The organism is Nonomuraea sp. NPDC004580 (genome assembly GCF_040609855.1).
Lineage (GTDB): Bacteria > Actinomycetota > Actinomycetes > Streptosporangiales > Streptosporangiaceae > Nonomuraea > Nonomuraea salmonea.
The window spans coordinates 398,061-423,835 of sequence record NZ_JBEXLH010000001.1 but is presented as its reverse complement, the minus strand read 5'-3'; the positions used below and the strand labels follow the sequence as shown (position 1 = coordinate 423,835).

General features: G+C 72.7%; 22 protein-coding genes. 16 read left to right on the top strand and 6 right to left on the bottom strand.

The features are described from left to right. The first annotated feature begins 49 nt into the window (after positions 1-49). From ABZW11_RS01905 to ABZW11_RS01895, 3 genes are all read left to right on the top strand, one after another. A complete protein-coding gene (locus ABZW11_RS01905; protein ID WP_355411564.1) occupies positions 50-904 on the top strand; it encodes an arylamine N-acetyltransferase in 855 nt (284 codons plus the stop codon). Positions 905-942: 38 nt separating this feature from the next. Next, positions 943-2,010, top strand: a complete 1,068-nt coding sequence (locus tag ABZW11_RS01900) for a protein kinase (RefSeq protein WP_355411562.1) — start codon at positions 943-945, stop codon at positions 2,008-2,010. 127 nt (positions 2,011-2,137) lie between these two features. After that, positions 2,138-2,329, top strand: coding sequence for a hypothetical protein (locus ABZW11_RS01895; protein WP_355411560.1), 192 nt, complete (start codon positions 2,138-2,140; stop codon positions 2,327-2,329). Positions 2,330-2,353: 24 nt separating this feature from the next. Here the strand turns inward: ABZW11_RS01895 and ABZW11_RS01890 are convergent, their stop codons facing one another. Both ABZW11_RS01890 and ABZW11_RS01885 read right to left on the bottom strand, forming a co-directional pair. Next, positions 2,354-2,665: a DUF3817 domain-containing protein gene (locus ABZW11_RS01890; RefSeq protein WP_355411558.1), complete on the bottom strand. Its 312-nt coding sequence runs from the start codon at positions 2,663-2,665 to the stop codon at positions 2,354-2,356. Positions 2,666-2,667: 2 nt separating this feature from the next. Then, positions 2,668-3,453, bottom strand: a complete 786-nt coding sequence (locus ABZW11_RS01885; RefSeq protein ID WP_355411556.1) for an SURF1 family protein — start codon at positions 3,451-3,453, stop codon at positions 2,668-2,670. Between the two features lie 105 nt (positions 3,454-3,558). Between ABZW11_RS01885 and ABZW11_RS01880 the strand changes: the two genes are divergently transcribed. Further along, the gene (locus tag ABZW11_RS01880; RefSeq protein WP_345396849.1) at positions 3,559-3,732 is read left to right on the top strand and encodes a hypothetical protein; all 174 of its coding nucleotides are present in this window, start codon (positions 3,559-3,561) and stop codon (positions 3,730-3,732) included. 141 nt (positions 3,733-3,873) lie between these two features. After that, complete coding sequence (locus tag ABZW11_RS01875; RefSeq protein WP_355411554.1) at positions 3,874-5,328, top strand: NAD(P)/FAD-dependent oxidoreductase; 1,455 nt, start codon at positions 3,874-3,876, stop codon at positions 5,326-5,328. Between the two features lies 1 nt (position 5,329). On the opposite strand, the gene ggt is transcribed toward ABZW11_RS01875, so the two are convergent. Further along, entirely contained in the window at positions 5,330-7,069 is a 1,740-nt protein-coding gene (ggt, locus tag ABZW11_RS01870) for a gamma-glutamyltransferase (protein ID WP_355411552.1), read from the bottom strand. 94 nt (positions 7,070-7,163) lie between these two features. Here ggt and ABZW11_RS01865 point away from each other — a divergent pair, with 94 nt between their 5' ends. The 7 genes from ABZW11_RS01865 to ABZW11_RS01835 all read left to right on the top strand — a co-directional run bounded on the left by ABZW11_RS01865 (position 7,164) and on the right by ABZW11_RS01835 (position 13,178). Beyond that, positions 7,164-8,270 carry a sensor histidine kinase gene (locus tag ABZW11_RS01865; RefSeq protein ID WP_355411550.1) on the top strand — a complete coding sequence of 369 codons (1,107 nt, stop codon included), beginning with the start codon at positions 7,164-7,166 and terminating at the stop codon, positions 8,268-8,270. Beyond that, positions 8,267-8,914 (top strand): response regulator transcription factor, encoded by a 648-nt coding sequence (locus tag ABZW11_RS01860; RefSeq protein WP_355411548.1) that lies wholly within the window; start codon positions 8,267-8,269, stop codon positions 8,912-8,914. Before ABZW11_RS01865 ends, ABZW11_RS01860 begins: the two co-directional genes overlap by 4 nt. 269 nt (positions 8,915-9,183) lie before the next feature. Continuing rightward, positions 9,184-9,939 (top strand): class I SAM-dependent methyltransferase, encoded by a 756-nt coding sequence (locus tag ABZW11_RS01855; RefSeq protein ID WP_355411546.1) that lies wholly within the window; start codon positions 9,184-9,186, stop codon positions 9,937-9,939. A gap of 144 nt (positions 9,940-10,083) precedes the next feature. After that, complete coding sequence (locus tag ABZW11_RS01850; RefSeq protein WP_355411544.1) at positions 10,084-10,371, top strand: SHOCT domain-containing protein; 288 nt, start codon at positions 10,084-10,086, stop codon at positions 10,369-10,371. Positions 10,372-10,461: 90 nt separating this feature from the next. After that, positions 10,462-10,662 carry a hypothetical protein gene (locus ABZW11_RS01845; protein ID WP_345396828.1) on the top strand — a complete coding sequence of 67 codons (201 nt, stop codon included), beginning with the start codon at positions 10,462-10,464 and terminating at the stop codon, positions 10,660-10,662. After that, complete coding sequence (locus ABZW11_RS01840) at positions 10,605-11,747, top strand: sulfite exporter TauE/SafE family protein (protein WP_355412020.1); 1,143 nt, start codon at positions 10,605-10,607, stop codon at positions 11,745-11,747. The genes ABZW11_RS01845 and ABZW11_RS01840 overlap by 58 nt, the downstream gene beginning before the upstream one ends. A gap of 72 nt (positions 11,748-11,819) precedes the next feature. Then, the gene (locus tag ABZW11_RS01835; RefSeq protein WP_355411542.1) at positions 11,820-13,178 is read left to right on the top strand and encodes a tetratricopeptide repeat protein; all 1,359 of its coding nucleotides are present in this window, start codon (positions 11,820-11,822) and stop codon (positions 13,176-13,178) included. Between the two features lies 1 nt (position 13,179). Here ABZW11_RS01835 and ald read toward each other — a convergent pair whose 3' ends face one another. Continuing rightward, the gene (gene ald, locus ABZW11_RS01830; protein WP_355411540.1) at positions 13,180-14,289 is read right to left on the bottom strand and encodes an alanine dehydrogenase; all 1,110 of its coding nucleotides are present in this window, start codon (positions 14,287-14,289) and stop codon (positions 13,180-13,182) included. A 52-nt stretch (positions 14,290-14,341) separates the two neighbouring features. Further along, a complete protein-coding gene (locus ABZW11_RS01825) occupies positions 14,342-15,724 on the bottom strand; it encodes an aspartate aminotransferase family protein (protein WP_355411538.1) in 1,383 nt (460 codons plus the stop codon). A 276-nt stretch (positions 15,725-16,000) separates the two neighbouring features. Between ABZW11_RS01825 and ABZW11_RS01820 the strand changes: the two genes are divergently transcribed. Further along, positions 16,001-17,356 carry a dipeptidase gene (locus tag ABZW11_RS01820; RefSeq protein ID WP_355411536.1) on the top strand — a complete coding sequence of 452 codons (1,356 nt, stop codon included), beginning with the start codon at positions 16,001-16,003 and terminating at the stop codon, positions 17,354-17,356. Here the strand turns inward: ABZW11_RS01820 and ABZW11_RS01815 are convergent. Then, on the bottom strand, positions 17,353-17,886 hold the full coding sequence (locus ABZW11_RS01815; RefSeq protein WP_355411534.1) for a cysteine dioxygenase family protein: 534 nt from the start codon (positions 17,884-17,886) through the stop codon (positions 17,353-17,355). The genes ABZW11_RS01820 and ABZW11_RS01815 overlap by 4 nt on opposite strands. A 109-nt stretch (positions 17,887-17,995) precedes the next feature. On the opposite strand from ABZW11_RS01815, the gene ABZW11_RS01810 reads away from it, so the two are divergent. The 3 genes from ABZW11_RS01810 to ABZW11_RS01800 all read left to right on the top strand — a co-directional run bounded on the left by ABZW11_RS01810 (position 17,996) and on the right by ABZW11_RS01800 (position 25,741). Further along, on the top strand, positions 17,996-18,868 hold the full coding sequence (locus ABZW11_RS01810; RefSeq protein ID WP_355411532.1) for a LysR family transcriptional regulator: 873 nt from the start codon (positions 17,996-17,998) through the stop codon (positions 18,866-18,868). A 21-nt stretch (positions 18,869-18,889) separates the two neighbouring features. Next, the gene (locus ABZW11_RS01805; protein WP_355411530.1) at positions 18,890-19,519 is read left to right on the top strand and encodes a LysE family translocator; all 630 of its coding nucleotides are present in this window, start codon (positions 18,890-18,892) and stop codon (positions 19,517-19,519) included. A gap of 96 nt (positions 19,520-19,615) precedes the next feature. After that, positions 19,616-25,741: a tetratricopeptide repeat protein gene (locus tag ABZW11_RS01800; RefSeq protein WP_355411528.1), complete on the top strand. Its 6,126-nt coding sequence runs from the start codon at positions 19,616-19,618 to the stop codon at positions 25,739-25,741. Positions 25,742-25,775 lie beyond the last annotated feature (34 nt).

The following is a 25,775-nucleotide window of genomic DNA, read 5'->3' as shown; positions in this document are numbered from 1 at the left end:
GTGCAGACGACACTGCCGAAGTCGTGCACAATCCGTGCAGAATTGCCGGATGGAAACCACCGCTTATCTCGCCCGTCTCGGCCTGCCCTCGTTGCTCGGCGCTCCCCCCAGCGCGGAGGCGCTGCGGGCGCTGCACGCCGCGCACGTCGAGCGGGTGCCTTATGAGGCTTTGGAGATCTGGCTGGGCCGGCCCACGACGGTCGATCCCTTTGACTCGGCCGCGCGCATCCTCAGGGGGCGCGGCGGCTACTGCTACCACCTGAACGGCGCGTTCTCGGCGCTGCTCGCGGCGCTGGGTTACCGGGTGACGCGGCACGTCGGCGGGGTGCAGCTGCGGAACTCCGAGCCGGGGATCACCGCCAACCATCTGGTGCTGACCGTGAGCGACCTGCCCTCTGTGGACAATCCGGGCGGCGAGTGGCTGGTGGACGTGGGATTGGGTGACGCTCTGCACGAGCCGCTGCCGCTGGTCGAGGGCTCTTACAAGCAGGGGCCTTTCACGTACGGGCTGCGCCGCTCGGAGGTGGCGCCCGGCGGGTGGCGGCTGGAGCACGACCCGAGTGGCTCGTTCCAGGGCATGGACTTGGCGCCGGAACCGGCGGAGATGTCGGCGTTCGCTGCGATGCACGAGCATTTGACGACGTCACCGACGTCCGGGTTCGTGCGGGTCGCGGTGGTGCAGCGGCGCGACGCGTACGGCGTGGACTGCCTGCGCGGCCTGACCCTGACCCGCTACGGCAACACGTCGCTGTCGGTGACGCTCGACTCGGCGCGCGACTACTACGCGGCGCTGTCCGACATCTTCGGCCTGCCGCTCGACGACGTGAGCGCGCAGGAGAAGGACGCCCTGTGGAGCAAGGTGCACGCCGCGCAGGAGGCCTGGCTGGCGGCCGGCACCTCGTGATGGCCGAGCCCTGTCCGTGGCGCTATCGTGCACTCAACATGGGTGAGACCAGGAAGCTGAACGGTCGCTACCGCCTGCTCAATCCGCTTGGCACGGGCTCCCTGCGCCTGGCCTTCGACGAGGCGGAGCACCGCGACGTCGCGGTCAGGCAGTTGCGGGTGCCGCCGGAGCTGCGCGAGGCCGCCCTGTTCGAGGCGCGCAGGGCGAGCGGGCTACGGCACCCCTTCGTGGTGCGGGTGCTCGACGTGCTGATCGAGGACGGCGTGCCGTGGCTGGTCATGGAGTTCGTCGCGGGCACGTCGCTGGAGCAGGTCGTACGCTCCCGCCGCCCGCTCCCCGTCGCCCAGGCGGCCAGGGCGGGCGTGTGCCTGCTGTCGGCGCTGACCGCCGCCCACGCGGCCGGCATCGTGCACGGCCGGGTCGATCCCGGCAACGTCCTGCTCACCACGACGGGGCGGGCGGTGCTGAGCGGCTTCGGCCATCCCAGCCTGAGCATGCTGCCGTCGGCGGACCTGTGGTCGCTGGCGGCCACGCTGCACTTCGCGGTGGAGGGCCGCCCGCCCGGCCAGGTGCCGGCGGAGGGCGCCGACCCGTTCAGGTCGCTGCTGCGGGCCATGCTGCACCCGTCGGGGCCGCCGTCCATGGAGGTGGTGCGCGAGACGCTCGACCGGCTGGCGGTCGATCGCCCGCTGGACGTCGTGGTCGCCGCCGCGGGCCCGCTGCCGCCTGTCCAGGTGGCGGCGATCGGGCTCGACGTGCTCGACCGGCTGGCGGCATGGGGCGAGTTCCACGGCGGGGTGCAGCCGGGCAACGTGCTGATCGACGCGTTCGGCCGGGCCAGGCTGATGCCGTTGCTGCGGGCGGGAACGCTCCCGGCGTACTCGGCTCCCGAGGGCGCGGCGACCCAGGCGGCGGATCTGTGGTCGCTCGGCGCGACGCTCTTCATGGCCGTCGAGGGCGCGCCACCCGCGCCCGGCGCGGCGCTGACCCGCGCGGGACCGCTGGCTCCCGTGCTGTTCCGGCTGCTCGCCGCCAACCCGTTGGAACGTCCCACACTGGACGAACTGCGCCGCGACCTGCGTGAGATCACCGGCGCCCGCCCGTGATGACCGTTGTGCAACAATTGAGATACATCGCGAGACGGAACCAAGGCGCCTGGTTCACACGTTGGACAGGCGACGCAGAATGTGGAAAGAGGCGGAGCGCGCGCTCCGCGTTCGGAGGGTTTCGAGGATGTCGCCAATCCAGAAGTATCTGATCGGCGCGGGTGCCGCGGTCCTGCTCTCGTGGTGGCTCCTGCCGGGATGGGTCACCCTGCTGGTCCTCCTCGGCCTGGTCGCCGCCCCGGTGGTGGGCTACCTGATGCTCGACCCGTCGCAGCGCGAGCGCCTCAAGAGGGCACGCAGGCGCGGCATCGGCCGCTGAGTCACCGCCGGGCGGCGGAGGCCGTCACGCCTCCGCCGCGGCCGGCGCGTTCAGCACGCGCTGGGTCACCCTTCGCTCCACGTAGAAGGACAGGAACGGCACCGTGCCGCCGAGCATGACGCCCAGCAGGTACGGCCACGACCAGCGAGCCTTCATGCCCAGGTTCATCGCGGCGACGAGGTAGATCATGTAGAGCCCGCCGTGAATGGGGGCGACGATCTTCGACAACGCCTCCTGGCCGAAGCCGTAGCGCAGGACCATGCCGACGCAGAGCACGAGCAGCATGACGCCGACGATGTAGGCGAGCACCCGGAAGGGTTTGAGAGCCGATTCCACCGTTAACCTTCCAGAACCATCTCAGGGGACGACGTGCCGCGGTCCCTGTCGCGCCGCACCGCGTCGCGCACGAAGTGGAACCACATGAAGACGGCGAATCCAGCGAAGATCCACCAGTTGGCGGCATAAGCCAGATTACGCCAGGTCAGCTCTCCTCCGACCACCGGTGGATCGACCTTGACCTGGGTGAGCGGGCCCGAGGGCGGCTGGGCCACGACGTAGCCGGTGCGGACCTGCCGGCCTGACCACAGGTTGACCAGCTCGCCCGTGGAGACCGTCTGCACCTGGCCCTGCGGCAGCCCCTCGGCCCGCCGCTGCACGCTGTCGGTGCCCTGTTGGGGACGCAGCCGGCCGGCCACCGTGACCCGGCCCTCCGGCACGGACGCGATCGCGGGGTCGCTGTCCTTCGCCACCCAGCCGCGTACGACGGGCATGAGCGTGCCGTCGTCGAGCCTGAGCGGCGTCAGCACCCAGTAGCCGTGGCCGCGCGAGACGTTGCCGCCCGGCGCGTCGACGTCGGCCCGCCGGTCGGCGACCAGGAGCTGCCCGCCGGCCTCGTAGACGCCCTCGGCGGTGACCTTGCGGCCCACCGACTCGCCGCTCATCTGCGCGCCCACCTGGGCGAGCGTGGCGACCGCGACGGGCGCGGGGTCGGTGGCGGACCGCGGCTTGCCGGAGTCCTCGAACACGCCGAGCTGCCAGCGCCCGAGCAGGATGAACGCGACGAGGACCCCGATGGTGAGCAGGTGCAGCCCCAGGAGACGGGGCGACAGCAGGGTCCGCAGCATGCTTCAAAGCTATCTGCCGGGTGAGGCGGTCCCCTAATCAGCCCGGCCCAATGGTTCCCACCAAAAGCCGCAAACGACGCAGAGGATAACGCTAGGCTGCTGCCCATGTCTGACCAGCACATCGATCCGGCGGGCAACACCCAGGCCTTCCGCGCGTTCGCGAACGCGCGCGAGCAGGAGGCCGCAGCCAAGCCGAAGAAGTCGCCGCTCGTCCCCATCATCGCGGTCGTCGCCGCCATCGTCGTCGTCGGCGTCGTCGCCTTCCTGCTGCTCCAGTAGCCAGCCGACCGCATCACCCGCCGCGGAGGCCGTGGCGGGGATTCGTCGTTCCCGCAGGTTCGGCCCGTACTCTGGACCCGGCCAGGGCATCCTCTCTATGTTGGATGCACAGTCCAATAGGCGGACCCGCCGGGAGGGCCAGTGAGCGGACCAGGCATCGTCATCGTCGGTTCCGGCTTCGCCGGGATCTGCATGGCCATCAAGCTCAAAGAGGCCGGCTACCACGACTTCGTCATCCTGGAGAAGGCCGGCGAGCCGGGCGGCACCTGGCGCGACAACACGTACCCGGGCTGCGCGTGCGACGTCCCGTCGCACATGTACTCCTACTCCTTCGCCCTCAATCCGGGCTGGTCGCGGATGTTCTCGCCGCAGGAGGAGATCCGCCGCTACCTGCGCGCCTGCGCCGCCGCGTACGGCGTCACCCCGCACATCCGCTACGGCCGGCGCGTCACCTCCCTGGAGTACGACGACCCCACCCGCACCTGGACGGTCACCACGGAGGACGGCGAGACGCTGCGCCCGCACGCGGTCGTCTCCGCCATCGGTGCCCTCCACATCCCGAAATTTCCGGACATCCCCGGGCGCGCGTCCTTCACCGGCCCCGCCTTCCACTCCGCCCAGTGGGACCACTCGATCGACCTGACCGGCAAACGCGTCGCCGTCATCGGCACCGGCGCCTCAGCCGTCCAGTTCGTCCCCAAGCTCGCCGGCGCCGCCCGCCACCTCACCGTCTTCCAGCGCACGGCCCCCTGGGTGCACCCCAAGCCCGACTTCGCCTTCCCGCCCACGGCCCGCCGCCTGCTGCGCCTGCCAGGCGCCGCCAGGGCCCTGCGGTACGCCATCTACTGGGCCCTGGAGACCAGGGCGCTCGGCTTCGCCGTGCACCCGCGCCTGATGAAGGCGCAGGAGCGGCTCGCGCTGCGCCACCTGCGCGAGCAGGTCCCCGAACCCGAGCTGCGCCGCGCCCTCACCCCCGACTACGTCATCGGCTGCAAGCGCATCCTGCTCGCCGGCGACTACTACCCGGCCCTGACCAGGCCGGACGTCTCCCTGGTCACCGACGCCATCACCGAGATCAGGCCACGCTCGCTGGTGGACGCGGCCGGGGTCGAGCACCCGGCCGACGCGATCGTCTACGGCACCGGATTCAAGGTGGTGGACGCGCTGACCGAGCAGCACATCACCGGCCGCGACGGGATGAGCATCCAGGACGCGTGGAAGGACGGCGTAGAGGCGTATCTGGGCGTCGCCACCGCCGGGTTCCCGAACCTGTTCTTCCTGCTCGGCCCCAACACCGGGCTCGGACACAACTCGGTGGTCTTCATGATCGAGGCGCAGGTCCGCTACGTGCTGGAGTGCCTGCGCCTGCTCTCCCGCACCGGCGCCAGGGCCATCGAGGTGCGGTCCGAGGCGCAGCGCGCCTTCAACGAGCGGCTGCGCCGCCGGCTCGACCCCCTGGTCTGGAACGCCGGCGGCTGCCACTCCTGGTACCTGGACGAGCACGGGGTGAACCGGACGATCTGGCCGGGTTTCAGCTTCGAGTACTGGGCGCGTACGAAGCGGATGAAACCCGGCGCCTTCCAGCTCATCCCGTGACTCACCGGCGCGTGGAGACCACCATCGCGCTGCCGCCGCCGCGCCTGGTCGGCTCGGCCACCGCCTGGACGCGGCCCCTGCCGAGGAACTCGAGCGCCGTGGCGGCCCCGATCTCCGGGTTCGGCGCGAACTCGTGTCCCTGAGCCTCCAGCTCGGCCTGGTGCGCGGCCAGGAACGCGGGCTCGGCCTGGGTCTGCTCGGTGTTGCGCTGGGTGGCGCGCGGCGCGGCCAGCGCCTCGGGCAGGTTCATGCCGAAGTCGTAGCAGTTGAGCAGGATCTGCAGGACGGTCGTGATGATCGTGGAGCCGCCGGGCGAGCCGACCGCCAGCACCGGCCTGCCGTCGTCGAACACCAGCGTCGGCGCCATCGACGAGCGCGGCCGCTTGCCGGGGCCCGGCAGGTTCGGGTCGCCGGGTGCGGGGCCGAAGGTGAAGTCGGTCAGCTCGTTGTTGAGCAGCACGCCGCGGCCGGGCACCACGATGCCGTTGCCGCCGGTGGACTCGATGGTCAGGTTGTAGGCGAGCACGTTGCCCCAGCGGTCGGCCACCACCAGGTGGGTGGTCTCCGGGCCCTCCTTGGCGACCGGGGTCGCGGCGCCGGTCGGCTGCTCGCAGGCGCCGTAGCGGCCGTCGGGGTTGCCCGGCGCGGCCGGGTGGGCCATCGCGGTCTGGCCGATCAGGCAGGCGCGCTCCTTGGCGAAGCCGTCCGACAGCAGCTCCTTGAGCGGCACACGGGGGATGTCGCCGACGTACGCGCCGCGGTCGGCGAAGGCCAGCCGCGACGCCTCCAGGTATTCGTGCAGGCCGACCTGCGGCAGCGCCTCCAGGATGTTGAGCGCCTCACCGACCGTCGAGCCGCCCGAGGAGGGGGGCGCCATGCCGTACACGTCCAAGCCCTTGTACGAGACCTTCGTCGGCTCGCGCAGCGGAGCCCGGTAGGCGCGCAGGTCCGACAGCTCCATCAGGCCGGGCCTGACGTTACGGGTGCTGCCCGGCGTGACCGGCGGCTTCTTGACCGTGGCCACGATCTCCTGGCCCAGCCTGCCGCCGTACAGCCAGCCGGGGCCCCGCTTGCCCAGCTCCCGGTAGGTGGCGGCCAGCTCGGGGTTCCTGAACACCGAGCCGACCGGCGGCGGGGCGCCGTTCGGCAGGTAGAGGCGGGCGGTGGAGGTGAAGTCCTTGAAGCGGCCGGCGTTCGCCGCCGTCTGGTCGTGGAAGGTCTGATCGACCACGAAGCCCTTGGACGCGACCTCGATGGCCGGCTGCAACGCCTGCTTGAGCGAGAGCGTGCCGAACTTCCTGAGCGCGACGTCCCAGTTGGCCACCGTGCCGGGGACGCCCGCCGACAGGCCGCTCGTGACGGCCTCGTCGAACGGGATGCCCTCAAGCGACCTGCTGGTCATGGCGCGCGGCGCGGTCTCCCGGCCGTCGATGGTGAAGACCTTACGTTTCCTGGCGTCGTAGTAGACCATGAAGCCGCCGCCGGCCAGGCCCGCCGAGTACGGCTCCGTGACGCCCAGCACGGCGCCCGCGGCGACCGCGGCGTCCACCGCGTTGCCGCCCTTCCTGAGCACGGAGATGGCGGCCTTGGTGGCGTCGAGGTCGACGGTCGCGACGGCGCCGCCGTACCCCTCGGCGACGGGCGCCTTCTGGGGCTGGTGGGGCTGCTGTTGAGCCGCCGCGGCGGGCGCGGACGCGAGGGAGAGGAGGACTGCTGCTGCGGAGAAGATCGCACGGCGCATGGTTCCCACGATGACCCAGCTACGCCCGTTGTGGTAGGGCCTGGTCACACATCAGGGTGATGCGCTGGTCAGAAGCTTGACTTAGCGTGGTCCCGTGCGTAGGAAGTCCGGCTTCGACCCCTATCTCGCCCTGATCGTGGCCGTGGCCCAGATGGTGATCGCCAGGGGCGCGTCCTGGGGGCAGGCCGGCTGGCGCGAGCCGCTCGACGGCCGCGCGTTCGCGCTGCTCGCGGTCGGTCCCGTCATGGTGCTGCTGCACCGCCGTTTCCCGCTGCTCACCACGATCGGCGCGCTGGTGGCGTGCGACGCGTTCCTCATCGCCGGTTACGCCTACGGGCCGACCTTCATCAGCCCGTCCGTCCTGCTGTTCCTCCTCGTCGTACGGGGCCGGCGGACGATGGCCTGGAGCATGGCAGGGCTGACGCTGCTGTCCTTCATCGGCTACGCCTGGATGACGGGCACCAGGGACTTCTTCCACAGCGGCGCCATCATCACCGCGGTCATGCTGCTGATGGTCGTGGCCGAGCTGGTCAGGATCGTGAAGGAGCGGCGGCTCGAACGCGAGCGCACCGCCGAGGAGGAGGCCAGGCGGCAGGCCAGCGAGGAGCGCCTGACCATGGCGCAGGAGCTGCACGACGTGCTCGCGCACAACATCTCGCTCATCCACGTCCAGGCCAGCACCGCGCTGCACCTCATGGACGCCAACCCCGAGCAGGCGAGGACCGCGCTGGCCACGATCAAGACGGCCTCCAAGGAGGTGCTCGGCGAGATGCGCTCGGTGCTGAACGTGCTGCGCGAGGGCGCGCCCCGCTCGCCCACCGCCGGGCTCGACCGGCTCGACGAGCTGGCCGAGCGCTCGGGGCAGCGGGTGACGCTCGAACGTGACGGCGTCAGGCCGCTGCCTGCGCAGGTGGAGCGGGCGGCGTACCGGATCGTGCAGGAGTCGCTCACCAACGCGGGCCGGCATGCGCCGGGCGCCGACGTGCGGGTGCGGCTCGAATACGGTCAGGACGAGCTGGTCATCCGGGTCACCGACACCGGCGCCACCAGCCCCGCCCCGCTGTCCGACGAGGGCAGCGGCAACGGCATCCCCGGCATGCGCGAGCGGGCCTCCGCGCTCGGCGGCAGCCTCGTCGCCGGTCCCAGCGGAGCCGGGTTCCAGGTCGAGGCCCGGCTGCCCCTACCCGAGGAGAGTTCATGATCAAGGTGCTGCTGGCGGACGACCAGGCGCTGGTCCGCGCGGGTTTCAAGGCGCTGCTCGACGCCCAGCCCGACATGACCGTGGTGGCCGAGGCGTCCGACGGCGCGGAGGCCGTCAGCCTGGCCGCCGAGCACCGCCCCGACGTGGTGCTCATGGACATCCGCATGCCGGGCACCGACGGCCTGACCGCCACCCGCCGCATGCCGCAGGGGCCGCGCATCATCATCCTGACCACGTTCGAGCTGGACGAGTACGTCTTCGAGGCGCTGCGCGGCGGCGCCAGCGGCTTCCTCGTCAAGGACACCGAGCCCGCCGAGCTGATCCAGGCCGTGCGGGTGGTGGCGGCCGGCGAGGCGCTGCTGTCGCCCAGCGTGACCCGCCGGCTCATCGCCGAGTACGCCTCCCGCGCCAAGGAGCCGGTCGCCGCCGACGGCCTCGACCAGCTCACCGAGCGCGAACGCGAGGTGCTCGCCCTCGTCGGCACCGGCATGACGAACGACGAGATCGCGGCCAGGCTGTTCATGTCGCCCGCGACGGCCAAGACGCACGTGAGCCGGGCCATGATGAAGCTCCACGCCCGCGACCGGGCCCAGCTCGTCGTGATCGCCTACGAGTCCGGCCTGGTCAAACCCGGCTGGCTCTGACGGCGCTGCCCCCGAACCAGCGCTCGGCCGCTCCTCGGCCCCGTCGGCGCCCGCCCAGGCCACGTAGCCGTCGGGGGCGGATGAGCAGCGTGTCGGCGGGCGGGTCGTCGCAGGTCGCCCTGATCACGCGTACCCAGTCGTCGTTCCCCATGGAGTGCGGGACCCGCCCGCGCAACCGCCCCGCGACCTGACCTCCTCCGGCGACGGCCGCCCGCGTTAGGGGAAGATATTCGGTTGAGCGGAGGCCGGGGGGTTGAGAAGGTCGAGGGATGGGGCGCAGCTTTGACGACTTGGTGCAGGAAGCCGGATCCGTCTCCGTGGCCGGATGGGACTTCTCCTGGCTCGACGGCAGGGCCAGCGAAGAACGGCCGTCCTGGGGCTACTCGCAACTGCTCGGCGAGCGCATGGCCACGGTCAGGAGCGCGCTCGACGTGCAGACCGGCGGCGGCGAGGTGCTGGCCGGCGTGCCCACCCTGCCGCCGGTGACCGTGGCCACCGAGTCGTGGCCGCCCAACCTCAAGCTGGCCGCCGCCCGGCTGCGCCCGCGCGGCGCGTGGGTGGTGGCCGACGACGACGAGCCGCGCCTGCCGTTCGCCGACGCCGCCTTCGACCTGGTCGTCAGCCGCCACCCCGTGCAGACGTGGTGGACGGAGATCGCCCGCGTGCTCCGGCCCGGCGGCGCGTACTTCTCCCAGCAGATCGGCCCGCGCACCGCCGGCGAGCTGACCGAGTTCTTCCTCGGCCCGCAGCACTCCCACACCCGCGACGTCGGCGCGGCCAGGGCGGCGGCCGAGGCGGCCGGGCTGGAGGTCGTCGACCTGCGTTCCGAGCGGCTCCACATGGAGTTCCGCGACGTCGGGGCGGTGATCTACTTCCTGCGCAAGGTGATCTGGATCGTGCCCGGCTTCTCCGTCGAGCGCTTCCACGACCGGTTGCGCGAGCTGCACGAGCTGATCGAGTCGGAGGGGCCGTTCACGGCCCACTCGGCCCGCTTCCTCATCGACGCCCGCAAACCGATCGGTTGAGGCGCTTCCCCGGTCTACCCCCGGCGTCGTACGCGACCGCGGCCTGAACACTCCCCCGGGCGCAGTCGCGACAGAGCCCGGCGTGCGATTCGCCGCGGCCTCCTGCGCAGGACCCTTGAGTCACAGCGTTCGAAGGAGGAGAACATGCACACCATCGTCATGTCGGCGCCTCACTGGGGTCCCGCCGCGGGTTTCTGGCCGATCTTCCCCCTCACCTGGGGGCTGCTGTGGGTGGCGGCCATCGCACTCGCCGTCACGGGGTTCCGCAAGGGCTGGTGGGGGCCCAGGCGCTCGGCCGCCGCGACCCCGGGCGCGCCCACCGAGCCGACCGCCACCGCGGAGCGGATCCTCGCCGAGAGGTACGCCCGCGGGGAGATGACGGACGACGAGTACTTCGAGAAGATGTCCGTGCTTCGCGGCGGAGCTGCATAAACGTCACTCGGAGGCAAAGAACTGTCACTGGTCGCATTCATGGCGTCGCGTTACGTTTCGTATACGCCTTCATCGGAAGTGGAGACAAGAATGCGGTCCATCGCCAAGTTCTGCGGCCAGTGCAGCTGCGGCTGCCCCGAACTGTTCGTCGATCACACGGCGCCCGAGGAACGCCAGGTGGTCATCGTCGACGACTTCGGGCAGCGCGTGGAGATGAGCCTCGACCAGTTCGAATCGATCGTGGAGGCCGCCAAGAGCGGGTCTCTGGACAGCCTGGCGCTCGTACCCTGAGCGCGCAGGTCCTGACCCTGCTGGCCGGCGGGGCGGCCGCCGGTCTGCTCGCGGGCACCGCGACCTGTACGGCGGCGCAGGGCGGGCTGCTCATCGGGCTCGCCGACGGGCGCCGCGGGCGTGATCCCGCGCTGGTCGGCTGGTTCCTCGCGGGGCGTCTTGCCTCGCACACGGCGGCGGGGGCGCTGCTCGGGCTGCTCGGCTCGGCCGTCAGCCTGCCACCCCAGGCGCGGGCGGTGCTGCTCGTCGCGGCCGGCCTCACGGTCATCGCCTTCGCCGTCCGCCTGATCCGGCGCGACCGGGCACTCTGCACCGGCCCACCGTCAGACGCGGAGCCGGCGGCGGGCGCGACGCTTGAAGCGGGCGCGGAACTCAAAGCGGGCGCGACGCCTGAAGCGGGCGCGGAACTCAAAGCGGGCGCGACGCTTGAAGCGGGCGCGGAACTCGAAGCGGGCGCGGAGCTCGAAGCGGAGCCGACGGTCTGCGGCGAGTACGGGCCTGCCGGCGCCGAGCCCCGTCCCGCCTCCGGGCGGCGCGCGTCGCTGCTGGGAGCGGTCACCGTCCTCGTGCCCTGCGGGGTCACGCTCGGCATGGAGATGGTCGCGATCACCAGCGGCTCGCCGCTCGCGGGTGCGGCGGTCATGGCGGGGTTCGTGGCGGGCACCGCACCGGCGTTCGCGCTCCTCGGGTACGTCCTGCGGCGCGTCTCCAGGACCCGGCTGGCCAGGCTGGCCGGGGTGGTGGCGATCGTCGCCGGCCTGTGGACGGCGGGGACCGGCGTCAACCTCGGCGGCTGGCTGACCACCCCCGCCCCCGCCCAGGCCACCTCGCAGGGCGGCAGGCCCACGTCGGTGACCGTGTGGGCGACCCGCGAGGGCTACCGCCCCGCCATGGTCGACGCCCGGGCGAACGCCCCCGTCGAGGTGGTCTTCAAGGTGCTCGACCAGGGCTGCACCGGCACCGTGGTCATCGAGGGGCGCGACGTGGCGCTGCCCGCCACCGTACGCCTGCCGCCCCAGCCCCCCGGCACCCTGCGGTACGTCTGCGGGATGGGCATGTACACGGGCTTCATCAACTTCTCGTGAAGCCTTAGGGCGATTACGGTTCGCGATCGGCTGATCACGTGCCAGTCTGTCGCCATGGCCTGGCGAGGAGAGGTGGCGGTACCAGCACCGCGCGCAGGAGACGAGCCCGAGTTGCTGGCCGCCGCGCAGGCGGGTGACGCCCGCGCCGCGCACCGGCTGGGCAAGCTCTACGCCCAGCACGGCGAGCGGGCGGCGGCCAAGCACTGGTGGGAGCGGGCGGCCGCGGGCGGCAACGTCGACAGCGCGTACAACCTGGGCATCTGGCACGAGAAGCACGGCAGCCTGGAGGAGGCCGTCACCTGGTACGAGGCGGCGGCCAGCACCGGCGACGCCGAGGCGGCGACGCACCTCGCGACCCTGCTGCTTGAGCAGCGCGGCGACCCGGGGGCGGCGAGGGTGTGGTTCGAGAGCGCGGCGACGGCCGGGTCCCGGGCGGCGGCCCGGCGGCTGGCGCTGATGTGCGAGGAGACGGGCGAGCTGGGCGCGGCCCGCGAGTGGCATCGCAGGGCGGCGGCCGACGGCGACGTGGCCTCGGCCCACGACCTGGGGTTCCTGGCCTACTGCGGGGGCGACGACGCCGCGACCCTGCACTGGTGGGAGTACGCGGCCAGGGGCGGCCACGCCGAGTCGGCGTACTGCCTGGGTCTCTACCTCGACGCGAGCCGCGACCCCGAGGGCGCGGAGGCGTACTACCGGCTGGCCGCGCGCAGCGAGCATCCCGGCGCGGCGTCGCGCCTGGGCGGGGTGGCGCTGTCGCGGGGCGACCTGCGCACGGCGCGGGGCTGGTTCGAGCAGGCGGCGGCCTCCGGGCGGGCCTGCGACCAGCGGATGGCCGGGTTCGTCTGCGTGGAGCTGGGCGACACGGCGGCGGCCAGCCACTGGTTCGGCCGGGCGGCGGCGGGCGGCGACGCCGAGGCCGCCTACAACTACGGGCTGCTGCTGATCGCCGAGTTCGGCGACCTGGCGGGCGGGCGCCACTGGTTCCGCCAGGCCGCGCAGGCGGGGCACCACGAGGCCGCCGTCGAGCTGGGCGGCCTGCTGTCGGTGGCGGGCGAGCACGGCGAGGCGCAGGTGTGGCTGTCGGACCCGCCGCCGCCCGCGTGGGCGCGACCGGCCGAGCCCGAGCTGACGGCCAGGGCCGAGCTGGCCGCGGCGGCGATCGGGCGCGGCGGCGGCGAGCCGCCGGCCGTGGCCGACCTGGCCGAGGTGCTGAGCACGTGGGACGTCGTCACCCGGCCGCTGCACGATCACTCCGACGTGGTGGCGTGGCTGGTGGCGCGCAGCGGCGTGCATCTCAGCGCGGTGGAGCACCTGGCGTCGGTGCGCGGCACGCTGCTGCGTCCCGGCAGCGCGCCGTGGCCGGGTCAGGGCGAGCTGCAGCACGTCCTGACCACGGCCCGCGATTTGCGCCGCCGCCTCGGGGTCCGCTGACCTAAAGGACCTCGGAGACCGGCGTGTACGGCAGGCCGAGCGCCTGCGCGACCGGCTCGTTCGTGAGCCGCCCGCCGTGCGTGTTGAGCCCGCCGGCGAGCCCCGGGTCGCTCTTGAGCGCGTCGCGCCAGCCCAGGTTCGCCAGTTTGACCGCGTACGGCAGGGTCGCGTTGGTCAGCGCGTACGTCGAAGTGTTGGCCACCGAGCCGGGCATGTTGGCCACGCAGTAGAACACCGACTCGTGCACCTTGTAGGTGGGCTCGGCGTGCGTGGTGGGCCGGGAGTCCTCGAAGCAGCCGCCCTGGTCGATGGCGATGTCCACGAGCACGGAACCCGGCTTCATCCGGGAGACGAGGTCGTTGGAGACCAGCGTCGGGGCCTTGGCGCCGGGGATGAGCACCGCGCCGATGACGAGGTCGGCCCGCAGGACCTCCTGCTCGATCGCGTACGAGGTGGACACGACGGTCTTGAGCCGGCCCTGGTAGATGGCGTCGATCTGGCGCAGCCGGTCGATGTTGGTGTCGAGCACGGTGACGTCGGCGCCCATGCCGACGGCGACCTGCGCGGCGTTCAGACCTGAGACGCCGCCGCCGATGACGACGACCTTCGCGGGGGCGACGCCGGGCACGCCGCCCGGCAGGATGCCCCTGCCGCCGTTGAAGCGCATCAGGTTGTACGCCCCCACCTGCGGCGCCAGCCGCCCGGCGACCTCGGACATCGGGGCGAGGAGCGGCAGGGCGTTGCCCACCTGCACGGTCTCGTACGCGATGCCGGTCGTGCGGGCCTCGATCAGCGCGTCGGTGCACGGCCTGGAGGCGGCGAGGTGCAGGTACGTGAACAGCACCAGCCCCTCACGCAGCCGGTGGTACTCCTCGGCGATGGGCTCCTTCACCTTGAGCACCATGTCGGACTCGGCCCACACGGCGTCGGCGGAGTCGATGATCTTGGCGCCCGCGGCCAGGTACTCCTCGTCGGTGATCTGCGAACCCAGGCCGGCGCCCCGCTGTACGGAGACGTCGTGCCCGTTGCGCACCAGCTCGTGCACGCCCGCCGGAGTGGCGGCGACACGGTATTCGTGGTTTTTGACCTCGGCTGGGACGCCGATCTTCATTGCGGTGGTTCCTTTCGGGAACCGGCACGTCGTCGTACCGGATGAGAGGGTGTCATAGCCGTGCCCACGCCTCCGTGAGCACGCCGCGCAGGACCTCGCCGATCTCGTCGAACTCCTTCTGCCCGGCGATCAGTGGCGGCGCGAGCTGGATGACCGGGTCGCCGCGGTCGTCGGCCCGGCAGTAGAGGCCGGCGTCGAACAGCGCCTTCGACAGGAAGCCACGCAGCAGCCGCTCCGACTCCTCGGCGTCGAACGTCTCCTTCGTCGCCTTGTCCTTGACCAGCTCGATGCCCCAGAAGTAGCCGGAGCCGCGCACGTCGCCGACGATCGGCAGGTCACGCAGGTCGTCGAGGGTCTGGCGGAAGCGGGGCTCGTTGGCGGTGACGTGGCCGAGCAGGTCTTCGCGCTCGAAGATGTCGAGGTTGGCCAGCGCGACGGCGGCGGAGACGGGGTGGCCGCCGAAGGTGTAGCCGTGGGCGAACATGGTGTCGCCGTCCTTGAACGGCTCGAACAGCCGCTCGTGCGCGATCATGGCCCCGATCGGGGAGTAGCCGCTGGTCATGCCCTTGGCGCAGGTGATGATGTCGGGCACGTAGTCGAACTTCTCGCCGCCGAACATGGTGCCGAGACGGCCGAAGGCGCAGATGACCTCGTCGGAGACGAGCAGCACGTCGTACTCGTCGCAGATCTCGCGCAGCCGGTGGAAGTAGCCGGGAGGGGGCGGGAAGCAGCCGCCGGCGTTCTGGACGGGCTCGGCGAAGACGGCGGCCACCGTGTCGGGGCCCTCCATCTCGATGGCGCGGGCCACCCGGTCGGCGGCCCACCGGCCGTACTGCTCGGGGGTCATGCCGGGGACGCCGGTGATCTCGTCGGCGCGGTAGTGGTTGGTGTTGGGCACCCTGACCGAGCCCGGCACGAGCGGCTCGAACATCTGCTTGAACGCCGGGATGCCGGTGATCGACAGCGCGCCCTGCGGGGTGCCGTGGTAGGCGATCTGCCGGCTGATGACCTTGTGCTTGAGCGGCTTGCCGACGAGCTTGTAGTACTGCTTGGCGAGCTTCCACGCGGTCTCGACCGCCTCGCCGCCGCCGGTGGTGAAGAAGACGCGGTTCAGCTCGCCGGGAGTGTGGGCGGCCAGCCGCTGGGCCAGCTCGGCCGCCTTGGGGTGGGCGTAGGACCAGAGCGGGAAGAACGCCAGCTCCTGCGCCTGCTTGGCGGCGGCCTCGGCCAGTTCCTGCCGGCCGTGCCCCACCTGGACGACGAAGAGCCCCGCCAGACCGTCGAGGTAGCGCTTGCCGTGGATGTCGTAGATGTAGGACCCCTCACCGCGCACGATGGTGGGGATCTCGGACTGCTCGTAGGCGCTGTGTCGGGTGAAGTGCAACCACAGGTTGTCCTGCGCGGCTTTCAGGACGTCGAGTTCCGGCTGCGTCATGGTTATCTTCCCTCGTGTCTGAACTCCCCACAGTCTGCACGTTCACCTGCGGAGTTGCCAAGCGAATCGGTCGCAGCAATATGCATGAAAATCGGGATCCGCAGAACCCATCTGTAACTACGACGAAATCCGCAGGTAGATTAGCCCGCGGGTCAGGACCGCGACCCTGTCCCGTTTCCGCAGGACAGGACCGGTTGTGGTCCAATGAGACCGAAACTGCCGTGAGCGCCCGGTGACGGGCGCGACTGTTGAGAACGACCCCCGGGGGACCGTCCCGTGACTCCTGACCAGATCGAGAACGCTGTCTCCGCCGCGATGCCACAGGCCGTCGAGGAGCTCAAGCGGCTGGCCGCCATTCCCTCCGTGGCCTTCCCCGGGCACCCGCAAGAGCCGGTGTTCGCCGCCGCCAAGATGACGGAGGAGCTGCTGCGCTCCACCGGGCTGCCGCGCGTGCAGCAGGTGCCCGTCGAAGGCAGCTTCCCGGCCGTCTACGGCGAGGCCCCCGCGCCGCCCGGCATGCCGACCGTGCTGCTGTACGCCCACTACGACGTGCAGCCCGCCGGTGACCCCGCCGCGTGGCGCACGCCGCCGTTCGAGCCGACGCTGATCGACGGCCGCCTCTACGGCCGCGGCACCGCCGACGACAAGTCAGGCGTCATCTCCCACGTCACCGCCCTGCGCGCCTTCCAAGGGCGCTTCCCCGTCGGCATCAAGGTGATCATCGAGGGCCAGGAGGAATACGCCGGCGACCGCCTCGAGGCGTTCGTCGAGCGCAACCCCGAGCTGCTGCGCGCCGACACCATCGTGGTCGCCGACACCGGCAACCCGCGCGTCGCCGACCCGGCGGTCACCACCTCGCTGCGCGGCATGGCCGCGTTCACCATCGAGGTGCGCACGCTGCGCGAGCCCGTGCACAGCGGGTCCTTCGGCGGCGCCGCGCCCGACGCGCTGGCCGCCCTCATGCGCATGCTCACCGCGCTGCACGACGAGAACGGCGACGTACGCGTGCCCGGCCTGCCCCGCGGGTCGTTCCTCGGGCAGGGGCCGTCGGAGGAGGAGTTCAGGAGGACGGCCGGGGTGCTCGACGGCGTCTCGCTCGTGGGGTCGGGGTCGCTGGCCGACCGGCTCTGGTCGTCGTACGCGATCACCGTCACCGGCCTCGACGTGCCCACCGTCTCCGGCGCCATCAACGCCGTCCAGCCCGTCGCGCGGGCCAGGGTGACCGTCCGCGTGCCTCCGGCGAGCGACCCCAAGACCGCGATCGACGCCGTGGCCGACTTCCTGCGCCAGGTGGCGCCGTGGGGCGTGCAGGTGTCGTTCGGCGACCACACCGTGGGCGCCGGCTTCCAGGCCGACTCCGGCGGCAAGGCCCGCTCGGCGCTCAACCGCGCCATGGAGCGCGCCTTCGGCCGCCCGCCCAGGGACGTCGGCGCCGGCGGCTCGATCCCGCTGGTCAGCACCCTGCTCAAGCAGTTCCCGGCGGCCGAGATCCTGCTGTTCGGGGCGGAGGACGAGGAGGCCGCCATCCACGCGCCCAACGAGCGGGTCGATCTTGAGGAGCTGCGCCGGGTCGCCACGACGGAGGCGTTGTTCCTGCACGAGCTGAGCCTGCCGTCCGCGCTCGGGGTCTAACGCACGGGCAGGTCGTAGACGCGGCGGACGCTGCTGCCCAGCCTGGCCACGTCCGCCCCGTACACGTGCAGCGACACCCCCACCTCGTCGCTGGTGTTGCGCACCTTGTGGATGTCGCCGGGCGGGGCGAACCCGCTGACCTCGCCCGGGTGGTTGGCCGCCCGGCCGATCTCGATCAGGTGGTCGCTCATGTCGCGGTAGAGGATCTCGTCCTCGATGCCGCTCAGGATGCCGAACGTGCACCACGACACATGGTCGTGCACCGGGGTCTCCTGGCCGGGGCGCCAGACGACGCCGCAGATCGAGAAGCGGTCCTCGGCGTGCAGGACGTGCGAGACGTAGCCGCCCGGCGAGCCCTCGCGTTCGTGCGGCGTGAGCACGTCGAGGCCGGGCAGGTGGTCGCGGAGCAGGTCGGCGACCGCGAAGGCGGTGGGTCGTGCGCCGAGGTCGCGGGCGACGATGCGCGACACGCCCGTCACGAGCACGTCCAGCCCTGGTCGGGTGCCTGGTCCGGCGGTGGCCGTCTTCATGGTGAACCCCCTGCCGAGGTCCGTCCGCTGCCTTCCCTTCCACGGTCCCTCACCTCGACTGATAGGTCCAACAGATGTCTTGTGGTTGATCGATAGATATGCTTGATGAATGCTGGATGTCGCTCGCCTGCGCGTCCTCCTCGCGGTCGCCCGCAAGGGCTCGCTGACCGAGGCCGCCAAGGAGCTGCACTACTCCCAGCCCTCGGTCAGCCACCACCTGGCCAGGCTGGAGGCCGAGACCGGCGCCAAGCTCATCCAGCGCGCCGGGCGCGGCATCCGGCTCACCGAGGCGGGCCGGCTGCTCGCCGAGCGGGCCGCCGACATCATCGAACGCCTCGACGCCACCGCCGAGGAGCTGGCCGCGCACGTGGGGCTGCGGTCCGGGCGGGTGCGGCTGGCGTCCTTCCCCTCCGCGCTCGGCACGTTCATCCCCAAGGCCGCCACACGGCTCGCCGCCGCCCATCCCGGGCTGCGGCTCCAGCTCACCGAGGTCGAGCCGCCCGAGGCGCTGCGGCTGCTGCGGGCCGGGCGGGTCGACGTCGCCGTCATCTTCCGCTACGACGACACCGCTCCGGAGGACAACGGCCTCCACCTCGTCCACCTGCTCGACGACCCCAGCTACCTGCTGGCCGCCGACGAGCCCGGCGCGCCCGCCGACCACGCCGGGTCGTCCTGGATCGCGGGCTGCGACCGGTGCCGCAGCCACCTGCTCGACGTGTGCGCGAAGGCCGGCTTCGAGCCGCGCATCGGGTTCACCAGCGACGACATCGTGGCCGTACAGGCGCTGGTGGCCGCCGGCCTGGGCGTGACGCTGCTGCCCGGCCTCGCGCTCGCCGCCCACCGCCATCCCGAGGTGCGGGTACGCGAGGTGCCCGGCTCGGTGCGACACGTGTACGCCGCCGTCTACGGCGAACCACCTCATCCGCCCGCCACCCAGGCCCTCCTCACCGCCCTCACCCAAAGCCTCTCGAAAAGTCGTTGACGCCGCTCCTACGATGGCCTCATGCCGGACATCACCACCCTCGCCCTCTTCTGCGCGGCCACCCTCGGACTGCTGATCGTCCCGGGACCGGCGGTGCTCTACATCGTCACCAGGAGCGTCGCCCAAGGCCGGGGCGCGGGCATGATCTCGGTGCTCGGCGTGCACGCCGGCTCCCTCGTCCACGTGGCCGCCGCCGCGCTCGGCATCAGCGCCCTGCTGGCCGCGTCGGCCACCGCGTTCACCGTGGTCAAGTACGTCGGCGTGGCCTACCTGCTCTGGCTCGGCGTACGCAAGCTCATGCGCAGGGGCTCCACCGGCGACACGCCGGTGGAGCTGCCGGTGCAGACGCGGCGGCGGCTGTTCTGGGAGGGGTTCGTGGTGAACGTGCTCAACCCCAAGACGGCCATCTTCTTCCTGGCGTTCCTGCCGCAGTTCGTGCACCCGGAGGCCGGGCCTGTGGGGCCGCAGATCCTGCTGCTGGGGCTGCTGTGGGTGGTGCTCGGGGTGGCGTCCGACGGTGCGTACGCGCTGCTGTCCTCCGCCCTCGCCGGCCGGCTGCGCGGGTCGGCCCGTGCCCGGCGGCGGCTGGACGTGGGCAGCGGGCTCGTGTACCTGGGGATGGCGGCGTGGCTCACGACGGAGAAGGCGTGACAAGCCAGGAAATTTCCTGGCCATAGTGCGATAGTGAGTTAGATCAGCCGCTGATCAGGGGGAAGACACGCCGGGACGTAGCTGATAGGCGGACCCATGCACACGCCACCGCACAGCCTCGGGCTCGAACGGGTCGCCGAGGTCTTCTCCGGTCATGACGACGTCGTCGGCGTGACCGGCTCGGGGTACGCGATAGGTGCCGATCTCGTGCTGACCTCCGGGCAGGTCGTGGACGCGGGCGGGCCGTGCCACGTACGCCCGGCGTGGTCGGACCGCTGGCTGCCGGCCGAGCCGGTGTGGCGGGGCCGGGGCGGCGCGGACGCGGTGCTGCTGCGCGTGCCGGAACCCGCCTGGGCGACCCTGGCCGACATCGAGCACACGCGCTGGGGCCGCGTCGCGGGGGCGACGGCACGCTGCGCGGCGTCGGGCTACGGGCAGGCCGGGGAGCGGGGCGGGGCCCGCGCGCCTGAGACGGTGTCCGGGCTGGTGGACCCGCCCGCGAGCGCCGTGTCCAAGGCGTTGACGGCCCGCGTGGTCAGCCCCGGCTTCGAGACCCGCCCGGCGGCGCTCTGGCACGGACTGCCCGGCGCCGCACTGCTGGCCGAACCGGCCGGGCAGATCGTCGGCGTGGTCATCGGGTACGCGCCGCGCCGCCTCGACGTCGTCCCGGTGAGCGCGTTGCTGGCCGACGAACGCTTCCGCGACCTGACCGGCGTCGCCCCCTGGCGCCTCGAAACCGTCCCCGGCACCCCCGCCGTGGCCCTCCCCACTCTGCTGACCCCCGCCGTGGCCCTCCCCACGCCGCCGCCCCCCGCCGTGACCTTCCCCACCCTGCCGCCCTCCGCCCACAACCCCCCACGGGTACCGCCTGTCCCGGAGGTCCTGGCCTCACCGGTCGTCCCCCCGCCTGTCTCGGTGAGCGGCCACTGGGCGGACTTGACAGCCCGGTCTGCCGTGGTGCCGTTCCTGGGCCGGAAGGCGCCTCTCGCGGAGTTGCACGCGTGGGCCGCGGAGGCGGCGGCGTTGTCGATCGCCGTACTGACCGGACGAGGTGGCACGGGAAAGACCCGGCTGGCCGCCGAACTGTGCGCCGAGCTGGGATCGGCCGGATGGGACGCGGGATTCCTCCCGCTGGACACCCTCGCCGCCGTACTCTCCGCACCACCACCCAGCGACCTGAGAACACCTCCGTCCGGACAGGTGCTCCGCCTGGAGGCTTTGAGGCCGACACTCGTCGTCCTGGACGGCCCTGAGCCGTCGGCCCCCTTGGTGGGCGAGCTGATCCGCCGCCTGGCCCAGCACGGCCGCAACCCCCGCATACGACTCCTGCTGGTGGCCCGTGAGCCTGGCGACCCCGGCTGGTGGCGCCGCCTCGACACAGCAGCGGGCGGCCGCCTACGACGCCTCAACACCACGAGAATCCGGCTCAACACCCACCCGCTGACGCTCCCGGAGCGGGAAGACCACGCCCTGGCCGCCATGCGCGCCTTCACCTCAGGCCAAGCCGCACTCCCCGCCCCACCCCGCCTCGACGACCCGGAATACGGCCTCCCCCTCCACGCCCACCTGGCGGCCTTACTCCATCTGGACGGCGAACCCCAGATCAGCGGCGCAACCCTGATCGACCGCTTCCTGACCCGAGAGTCGGCCCGCTGGGCCCAGCTGTGGCAGCCCCACCCCGAGGACGAACAGCCGGGCGGGCCAGAGCAGCTCGGGCACTCAGCGTGGCGACAGGCGGTGGCCGTACTGCTGCTCACCTCCCCGCGCCCCGACGAACTCCCCGCCCTGCTGACCGCCGTCCCCAGCATCCGCGCCCGCAGCGGGGTCGCTGGGGAGGTGGCGCGGTGGCTGGTGCGGGTGGGGGTGCCGGCCCAGGGGTTCGATGTGGTGGGCGAGCAGCTGCTGGACGGGGCGGAGGATCTCGACGCGCTCGTCCTCGCCGTCCACGATCACGAGGCACGGACGACGGCGCACCTCGTACGGATGCTCGACGTGCTGCGGCTCGCCGCCGGCCGCGAGCGAGTCCGGGCGGCGCTGTGGTCGCTGATCGCCAGCCGCATCGGCCGGCTGGTCGCGGCGGCCGTGGGCGATCCCGGCAGCAGGCTGGGCGACGCGGTCAACGCGGCGCTGGTCCTGTTCGGCGGTGACCGGCAGCTCGCCGAGGCGGTGGCCGCCCTCCCCGTGGCGCAACCGGGGAACGCCGGCCCTGGGCTGCGTGACGGCGGGCTCGGCCTGCGGGCGCTGGACGTGACGCTCGCCGAGCTGACCGTGCGGCACCGGCGCGCGACCGGGGAACGGGTCGCGCTGGCCGGTGCCCTGGCGTGGTGGTCGCGGGGGCTGGCGGCCGTCGGCAGGGTGGGCGAGGCGGTCGCGGCGGCGGCGGAGGCCGTGGAGCTGTACGCCGGCGCTCCCCCGTACGAGGACGCGGTGGGGCAGGCGGAGGCGCTGTTCGGCCTGGGGGCGTACCTGCTGCTGGGCGGCGAGGCGGGCGAGGCGATCAAGCCCGCGAAGGAGGCGGCGACCCGCTTCCACGTCCTCGCCGAGGACGACCCCCGCTATGCCGGGCCTGCCGCCCGAGCCCAGTACAACGTGGCCTGCGCGCTGCTGGAGAGCGGCCGGCTGGAGGAGGCGGTGACGGCGTTCGAAGACGCCGGCGGCCACCCCGGCTTCGCCTCCCACCTGACCACCCTCCGCACCCTCGCCAAAACCGGCACAGGCGCAGGCCCCCACCCCAGCCCCACCTGGAACGCCCACGCCGGCCCAGGCGGCCTCACCGGGGAGGGCGCGGACAGCCCCGCTCCGCCCGGCGAAACCGGCCTGACGCGCGCGGGCAGCCAGAGGGCTGTCACCGGGTCAGGTGGAAGCGCCCCCGGGCATGAGGCGGTGGCGGGACCGGAGCCGCTGATGCCGTTCGATCAGGTCGGTACGGCTGAGGTGCTGCCTGAGCTGGCCGCCTGCCTGGCGGTGGCGGTCACCTCTGCGGTCAGGGGTGTCGCGCCGACGCATCGGGACGTGGCGCAGCGGCTGCACCTTGTCGCCGCCTGGCTGGAGGGCAACGGCAGGCCGGCCGAAGCGCTCGTTCCGGCGGGTGAGGCGGTGGCGCGGCTGCGGGGCCTGGCGGGTGAGGAGCCGGGGCTGCGGGCGATGCTGGCGTCGGCGGCCGGCCTGGTGGCGAGGCTGCACGCCAGGCTGGACGACCTGGACGCGGCCATCAGGGCGGCGGCGGAGGCCGTACGGAACCTGCGGGCCCTCGTGACGCTCGACCCCGCCGAGCACCGGCCCGCCCTGGCCGACCGGCTGCTCGACCTGGGCGAGTCGCTGCTGATCGACGACCGCCCTGAGGACGCGCTCGGGCCGTTGCAGGAGGCCATGGCCGTGCGGGTGGAGGCGTCCGAGGGGCACATGGCGACCCAGGCCAGGGGGCGGCGGCTGCTCGGCCTCTGCCTGGACGGGCTGGGCCGGACGGCCGACGGGCGGGCGCAACTGGAGATGGCGGCCGAGCTGTACGACGTGCTGGGCGTCGAGGACCCCTCCTACCGCCGGTACGGCCCCGAGGTGCGGGCCCGGCTGCGCAGGGGCGGAGAGGCGGACCGGCCCGCCGACGAGCCGTGGCTGCTGCGGATGGTGCTCGACCGGCCCGAGGAGGCCGTGGCCAGGGCGGAGCGGCGGCTCGCCGAGTGCAGGGAGGCGGTGGAACGCGCCGGTACGCCGGAGATCGAGCGCATCCATGCGTACCTGTCGGCGCAGGCGGACCTTGCCCGGGTCTGGGCGGACACGGGGCGGGCCGGGGAGGGCTTCGCGCTCGCCATGCAGGCGGCCGAGCTGCTCGAACGTCATGCCGCGCCCGCCGCCCCGCACGCCATCGCCGTGGGCATGGTGGCGGCGGCGCTGGGCCGTTCGCTGGTCGGCCTCGGACGCTACAAAGAGGCCATCCCCCACCTGCTCACCGCCATCGAGGCAAGCCGCCCGCAGGCGGGCGCCCAGGCCGAGCTGGGCGAACTGCTCATCCTCGAAGCCGTCGCCCTCTCCCGCGCGGACTGCCTCTCGGACGCGGAGGCGGCGGCCGACCGCCTGGTCGACCTGTACACGTCCCTGGTGGCCGAAGGGGCGGCCCGCCCGTCGGCTTTGGCCGGCGCCCTGCGGCTGCAGGCCGGAATCCGCTTCGCCCGCCAGAACCCCGAGGGCGCCCTGGCCTCCGTCGACCGAGCACTCGGCCTCCTGCCAGCACCGGGCGACGACGACGAACGACTCCTCTCCGCAGCCTGCCTGGAGCTGGCCGGCCTGTGCCTCGCCGACCTGCACGAACCCGACGCCGCCGAAGCCCGCCTGGCCGAGGGCACCACCGCGATGGCAACCCTCACCGCGCAGGCCCCGGACGCAACCCTGGAGGGGAGCCCCGCCGGGCGGGTGCCGGGTGAGTTCATGGGTGTGCATGTGCTGGCGCTGGTGCGGTTGGCGCGGTTGCGGGTGGAGCAGGAGGGGCCGGCGGCCGGGGTTGTGTTGTATGCGCGGATTCTTGATATTCGTCCGCTGCCCGGGGCGGATGCGCTCGATGCGCTCATCGGGGCGCTTTCCGGGTTCGCGGGTGAGGTGCTGGCGGCTGCCGGTCGGTTCGCCGACGGGGCCGAGCAGGATCTCGTGGACGTCGGCGGGCTGGTGGGGCCGCTGACCGCGTTCACCGAGGCGCTTGAACGTGAGGTGCCGCTCAGCGCGGAGGGCGGGACGGACGCCCACGACCGGTACGGCCGGTGCCTGACGGCGTTCGCTGCGGCGGCGGCGCGGGCGGGCGACGTCGCGAGCGCGGTGCAGGTGGCCGAGCTGTGCGTACGCGTGCACCGAGGGCTCGCCGCCGTCTCCCCCGCCCACCGCGAACCCCTCGGCCACGCCCTCGCCACCCTCGCCGCCATCGCGCGGCCCGCGTTGCCTGTGCTGGAGCAGGCCATTGCGTTGCTTGATGAGCGTGATCCGCGTCCGCTGGCCGAGACGTCGCACCACTACGCAGGTGCGCTGCTCGACCAGGGGCGGGCGGTGGAGGCGTTGGCGCATGGCGAGCGGGCCGCTGATCTGTGCGATGAGCTGGATGATCCGGGTGTCGCGGCGGCGGTGTTCGCGCGGCTCGGGTCCACGTTGGCCGCGCTCGACCGGCCGCAGGCGGCGCTGGAGGCGATCACGTGGGCGCTGGCCGAGGTGGACCGTGCCGAGGAGGCGGGTGGAGAGCTGCCGCTGGTGCGGGCGCGGGCGATTCAGGTGCGCGGGCGGGTGCTGAGGGTGTTCGGGCGGGGGCGGGAGGCTTTGGCGCACCTCATAGAGGCACTGACGTTGTTCAGACGGTTGCCGGAGCCGCAGGCGGCCGCCGAGACGGCCGCGCTCGTCGCGGACGACCTGCTGGCGGAGGGACGGCCTGAGGAGGCCGCCGAGTACGCTCGGATCGCCGCGGATCACCACGAGCCGGGCACCGTCCAGCAGGTGCTGGCCACCCAGCGGCTGATCAGGTGCCACATGATGCTGGGCGCGCTGGCCGAGGCGAACACGCTGGTCGAGGGCCTGATTCCGGCGGCCAGGAAGACGCCGGGCGACCTGACGTACCGGGCGATTCTGGCGGACTCGCTGGCGCAGAGCTCCGAGCTGCTGCCCCTGCTCGGCCTGGACGACGGCGCCGAGGCGGAGGCCAGGGCGCGTGAGGCGATCACCGTCTACGACCAGTTGCTGGCCACGGGCACGAACGCGCAGGCCCTGCACACCAGCAGGGCGGGCGCGTGCCTGACGCTGGCCGGGGCGCTCAGGATGCGGGCGCGGCCGGCTGAGGCGGTGCAGCCGCTGCGGGAGGCGGTGGCGGCGCTCGAACGGTTCTCGCCCGGCAACCCCATGCAGGCCGGGCTGCTGTCCAGGGCGATGCTCATGCTGGGTGACGCGCTCATGGAGGCGGGCCGGGCGCTGGAGGCCGGGCTGGTCTTCCATCGGGGTACGCAGGTGACCCGCGACCCGCTGTCTCGGGCGGTCGCGCACGCCCGGCTCGGCATGTGCCAGCAGGAGCTGGGCCGGGACGACGCCGCCGACGCCGCGCTGCGCGTCTCCGCCGACCTGCTGCGCGGCCTCCCCGGTGCCGACGCCCCCGCCGGCCTGCTCCGCGACGTGCTGCAGCGCAGGCTGACCCTTTTGGAGAAAGCCGGCAGGACGTCCGAAGCCCAGACTCTCCACGACGAGCTCCGCCACACGACCTGAGCCCAGGCCGAGCGCCCCCGGACCCGGCCCAGGC

What these genes read in the sequence shown, in the direction of transcription:
- ABZW11_RS01905 (WP_355411564.1), top strand. Translation starts at nt 50, where the DNA reads ATGGAAACCACCGCTTATCTCGCCCGTCTCGGCCTGCCCTCGTTGCTC.
- ABZW11_RS01900 (WP_355411562.1), top strand. Translation starts at nt 943, where the DNA reads ATGGGTGAGACCAGGAAGCTGAACGGTCGCTACCGCCTGCTCAATCCG.
- ABZW11_RS01895 (WP_355411560.1), top strand. Translation starts at nt 2,138, where the DNA reads ATGTCGCCAATCCAGAAGTATCTGATCGGCGCGGGTGCCGCGGTCCTG.
- ABZW11_RS01885 (WP_355411556.1), bottom strand. Translation starts at nt 3,453, where the DNA reads ATGCTGCGGACCCTGCTGTCGCCCCGTCTCCTGGGGCTGCACCTGCTC.
- ABZW11_RS01880 (WP_345396849.1), top strand. Translation starts at nt 3,559, where the DNA reads ATGTCTGACCAGCACATCGATCCGGCGGGCAACACCCAGGCCTTCCGC.
- ggt (WP_355411552.1), bottom strand. Translation starts at nt 7,069, where the DNA reads ATGCGCCGTGCGATCTTCTCCGCAGCAGCAGTCCTCCTCTCCCTCGCG.
- ABZW11_RS01860 (WP_355411548.1), top strand. Translation starts at nt 8,267, where the DNA reads ATGATCAAGGTGCTGCTGGCGGACGACCAGGCGCTGGTCCGCGCGGGT.
- ABZW11_RS01855 (WP_355411546.1), top strand. Translation starts at nt 9,184, where the DNA reads ATGGGGCGCAGCTTTGACGACTTGGTGCAGGAAGCCGGATCCGTCTCC.
- ABZW11_RS01850 (WP_355411544.1), top strand. Translation starts at nt 10,084, where the DNA reads ATGCACACCATCGTCATGTCGGCGCCTCACTGGGGTCCCGCCGCGGGT.
- ABZW11_RS01845 (WP_345396828.1), top strand. Translation starts at nt 10,462, where the DNA reads ATGCGGTCCATCGCCAAGTTCTGCGGCCAGTGCAGCTGCGGCTGCCCC.
- ald (WP_355411540.1), bottom strand. Translation starts at nt 14,289, where the DNA reads ATGAAGATCGGCGTCCCAGCCGAGGTCAAAAACCACGAATACCGTGTC.
- ABZW11_RS01825 (WP_355411538.1), bottom strand. Translation starts at nt 15,724, where the DNA reads ATGACGCAGCCGGAACTCGACGTCCTGAAAGCCGCGCAGGACAACCTG.
- ABZW11_RS01815 (WP_355411534.1), bottom strand. Translation starts at nt 17,886, where the DNA reads ATGAAGACGGCCACCGCCGGACCAGGCACCCGACCAGGGCTGGACGTG.
- ABZW11_RS01810 (WP_355411532.1), top strand. Translation starts at nt 17,996, where the DNA reads ATGCTGGATGTCGCTCGCCTGCGCGTCCTCCTCGCGGTCGCCCGCAAG.
- ABZW11_RS01805 (WP_355411530.1), top strand. Translation starts at nt 18,890, where the DNA reads ATGCCGGACATCACCACCCTCGCCCTCTTCTGCGCGGCCACCCTCGGA.
- ABZW11_RS01800 (WP_355411528.1), top strand. Translation starts at nt 19,616, where the DNA reads ATGCACACGCCACCGCACAGCCTCGGGCTCGAACGGGTCGCCGAGGTC.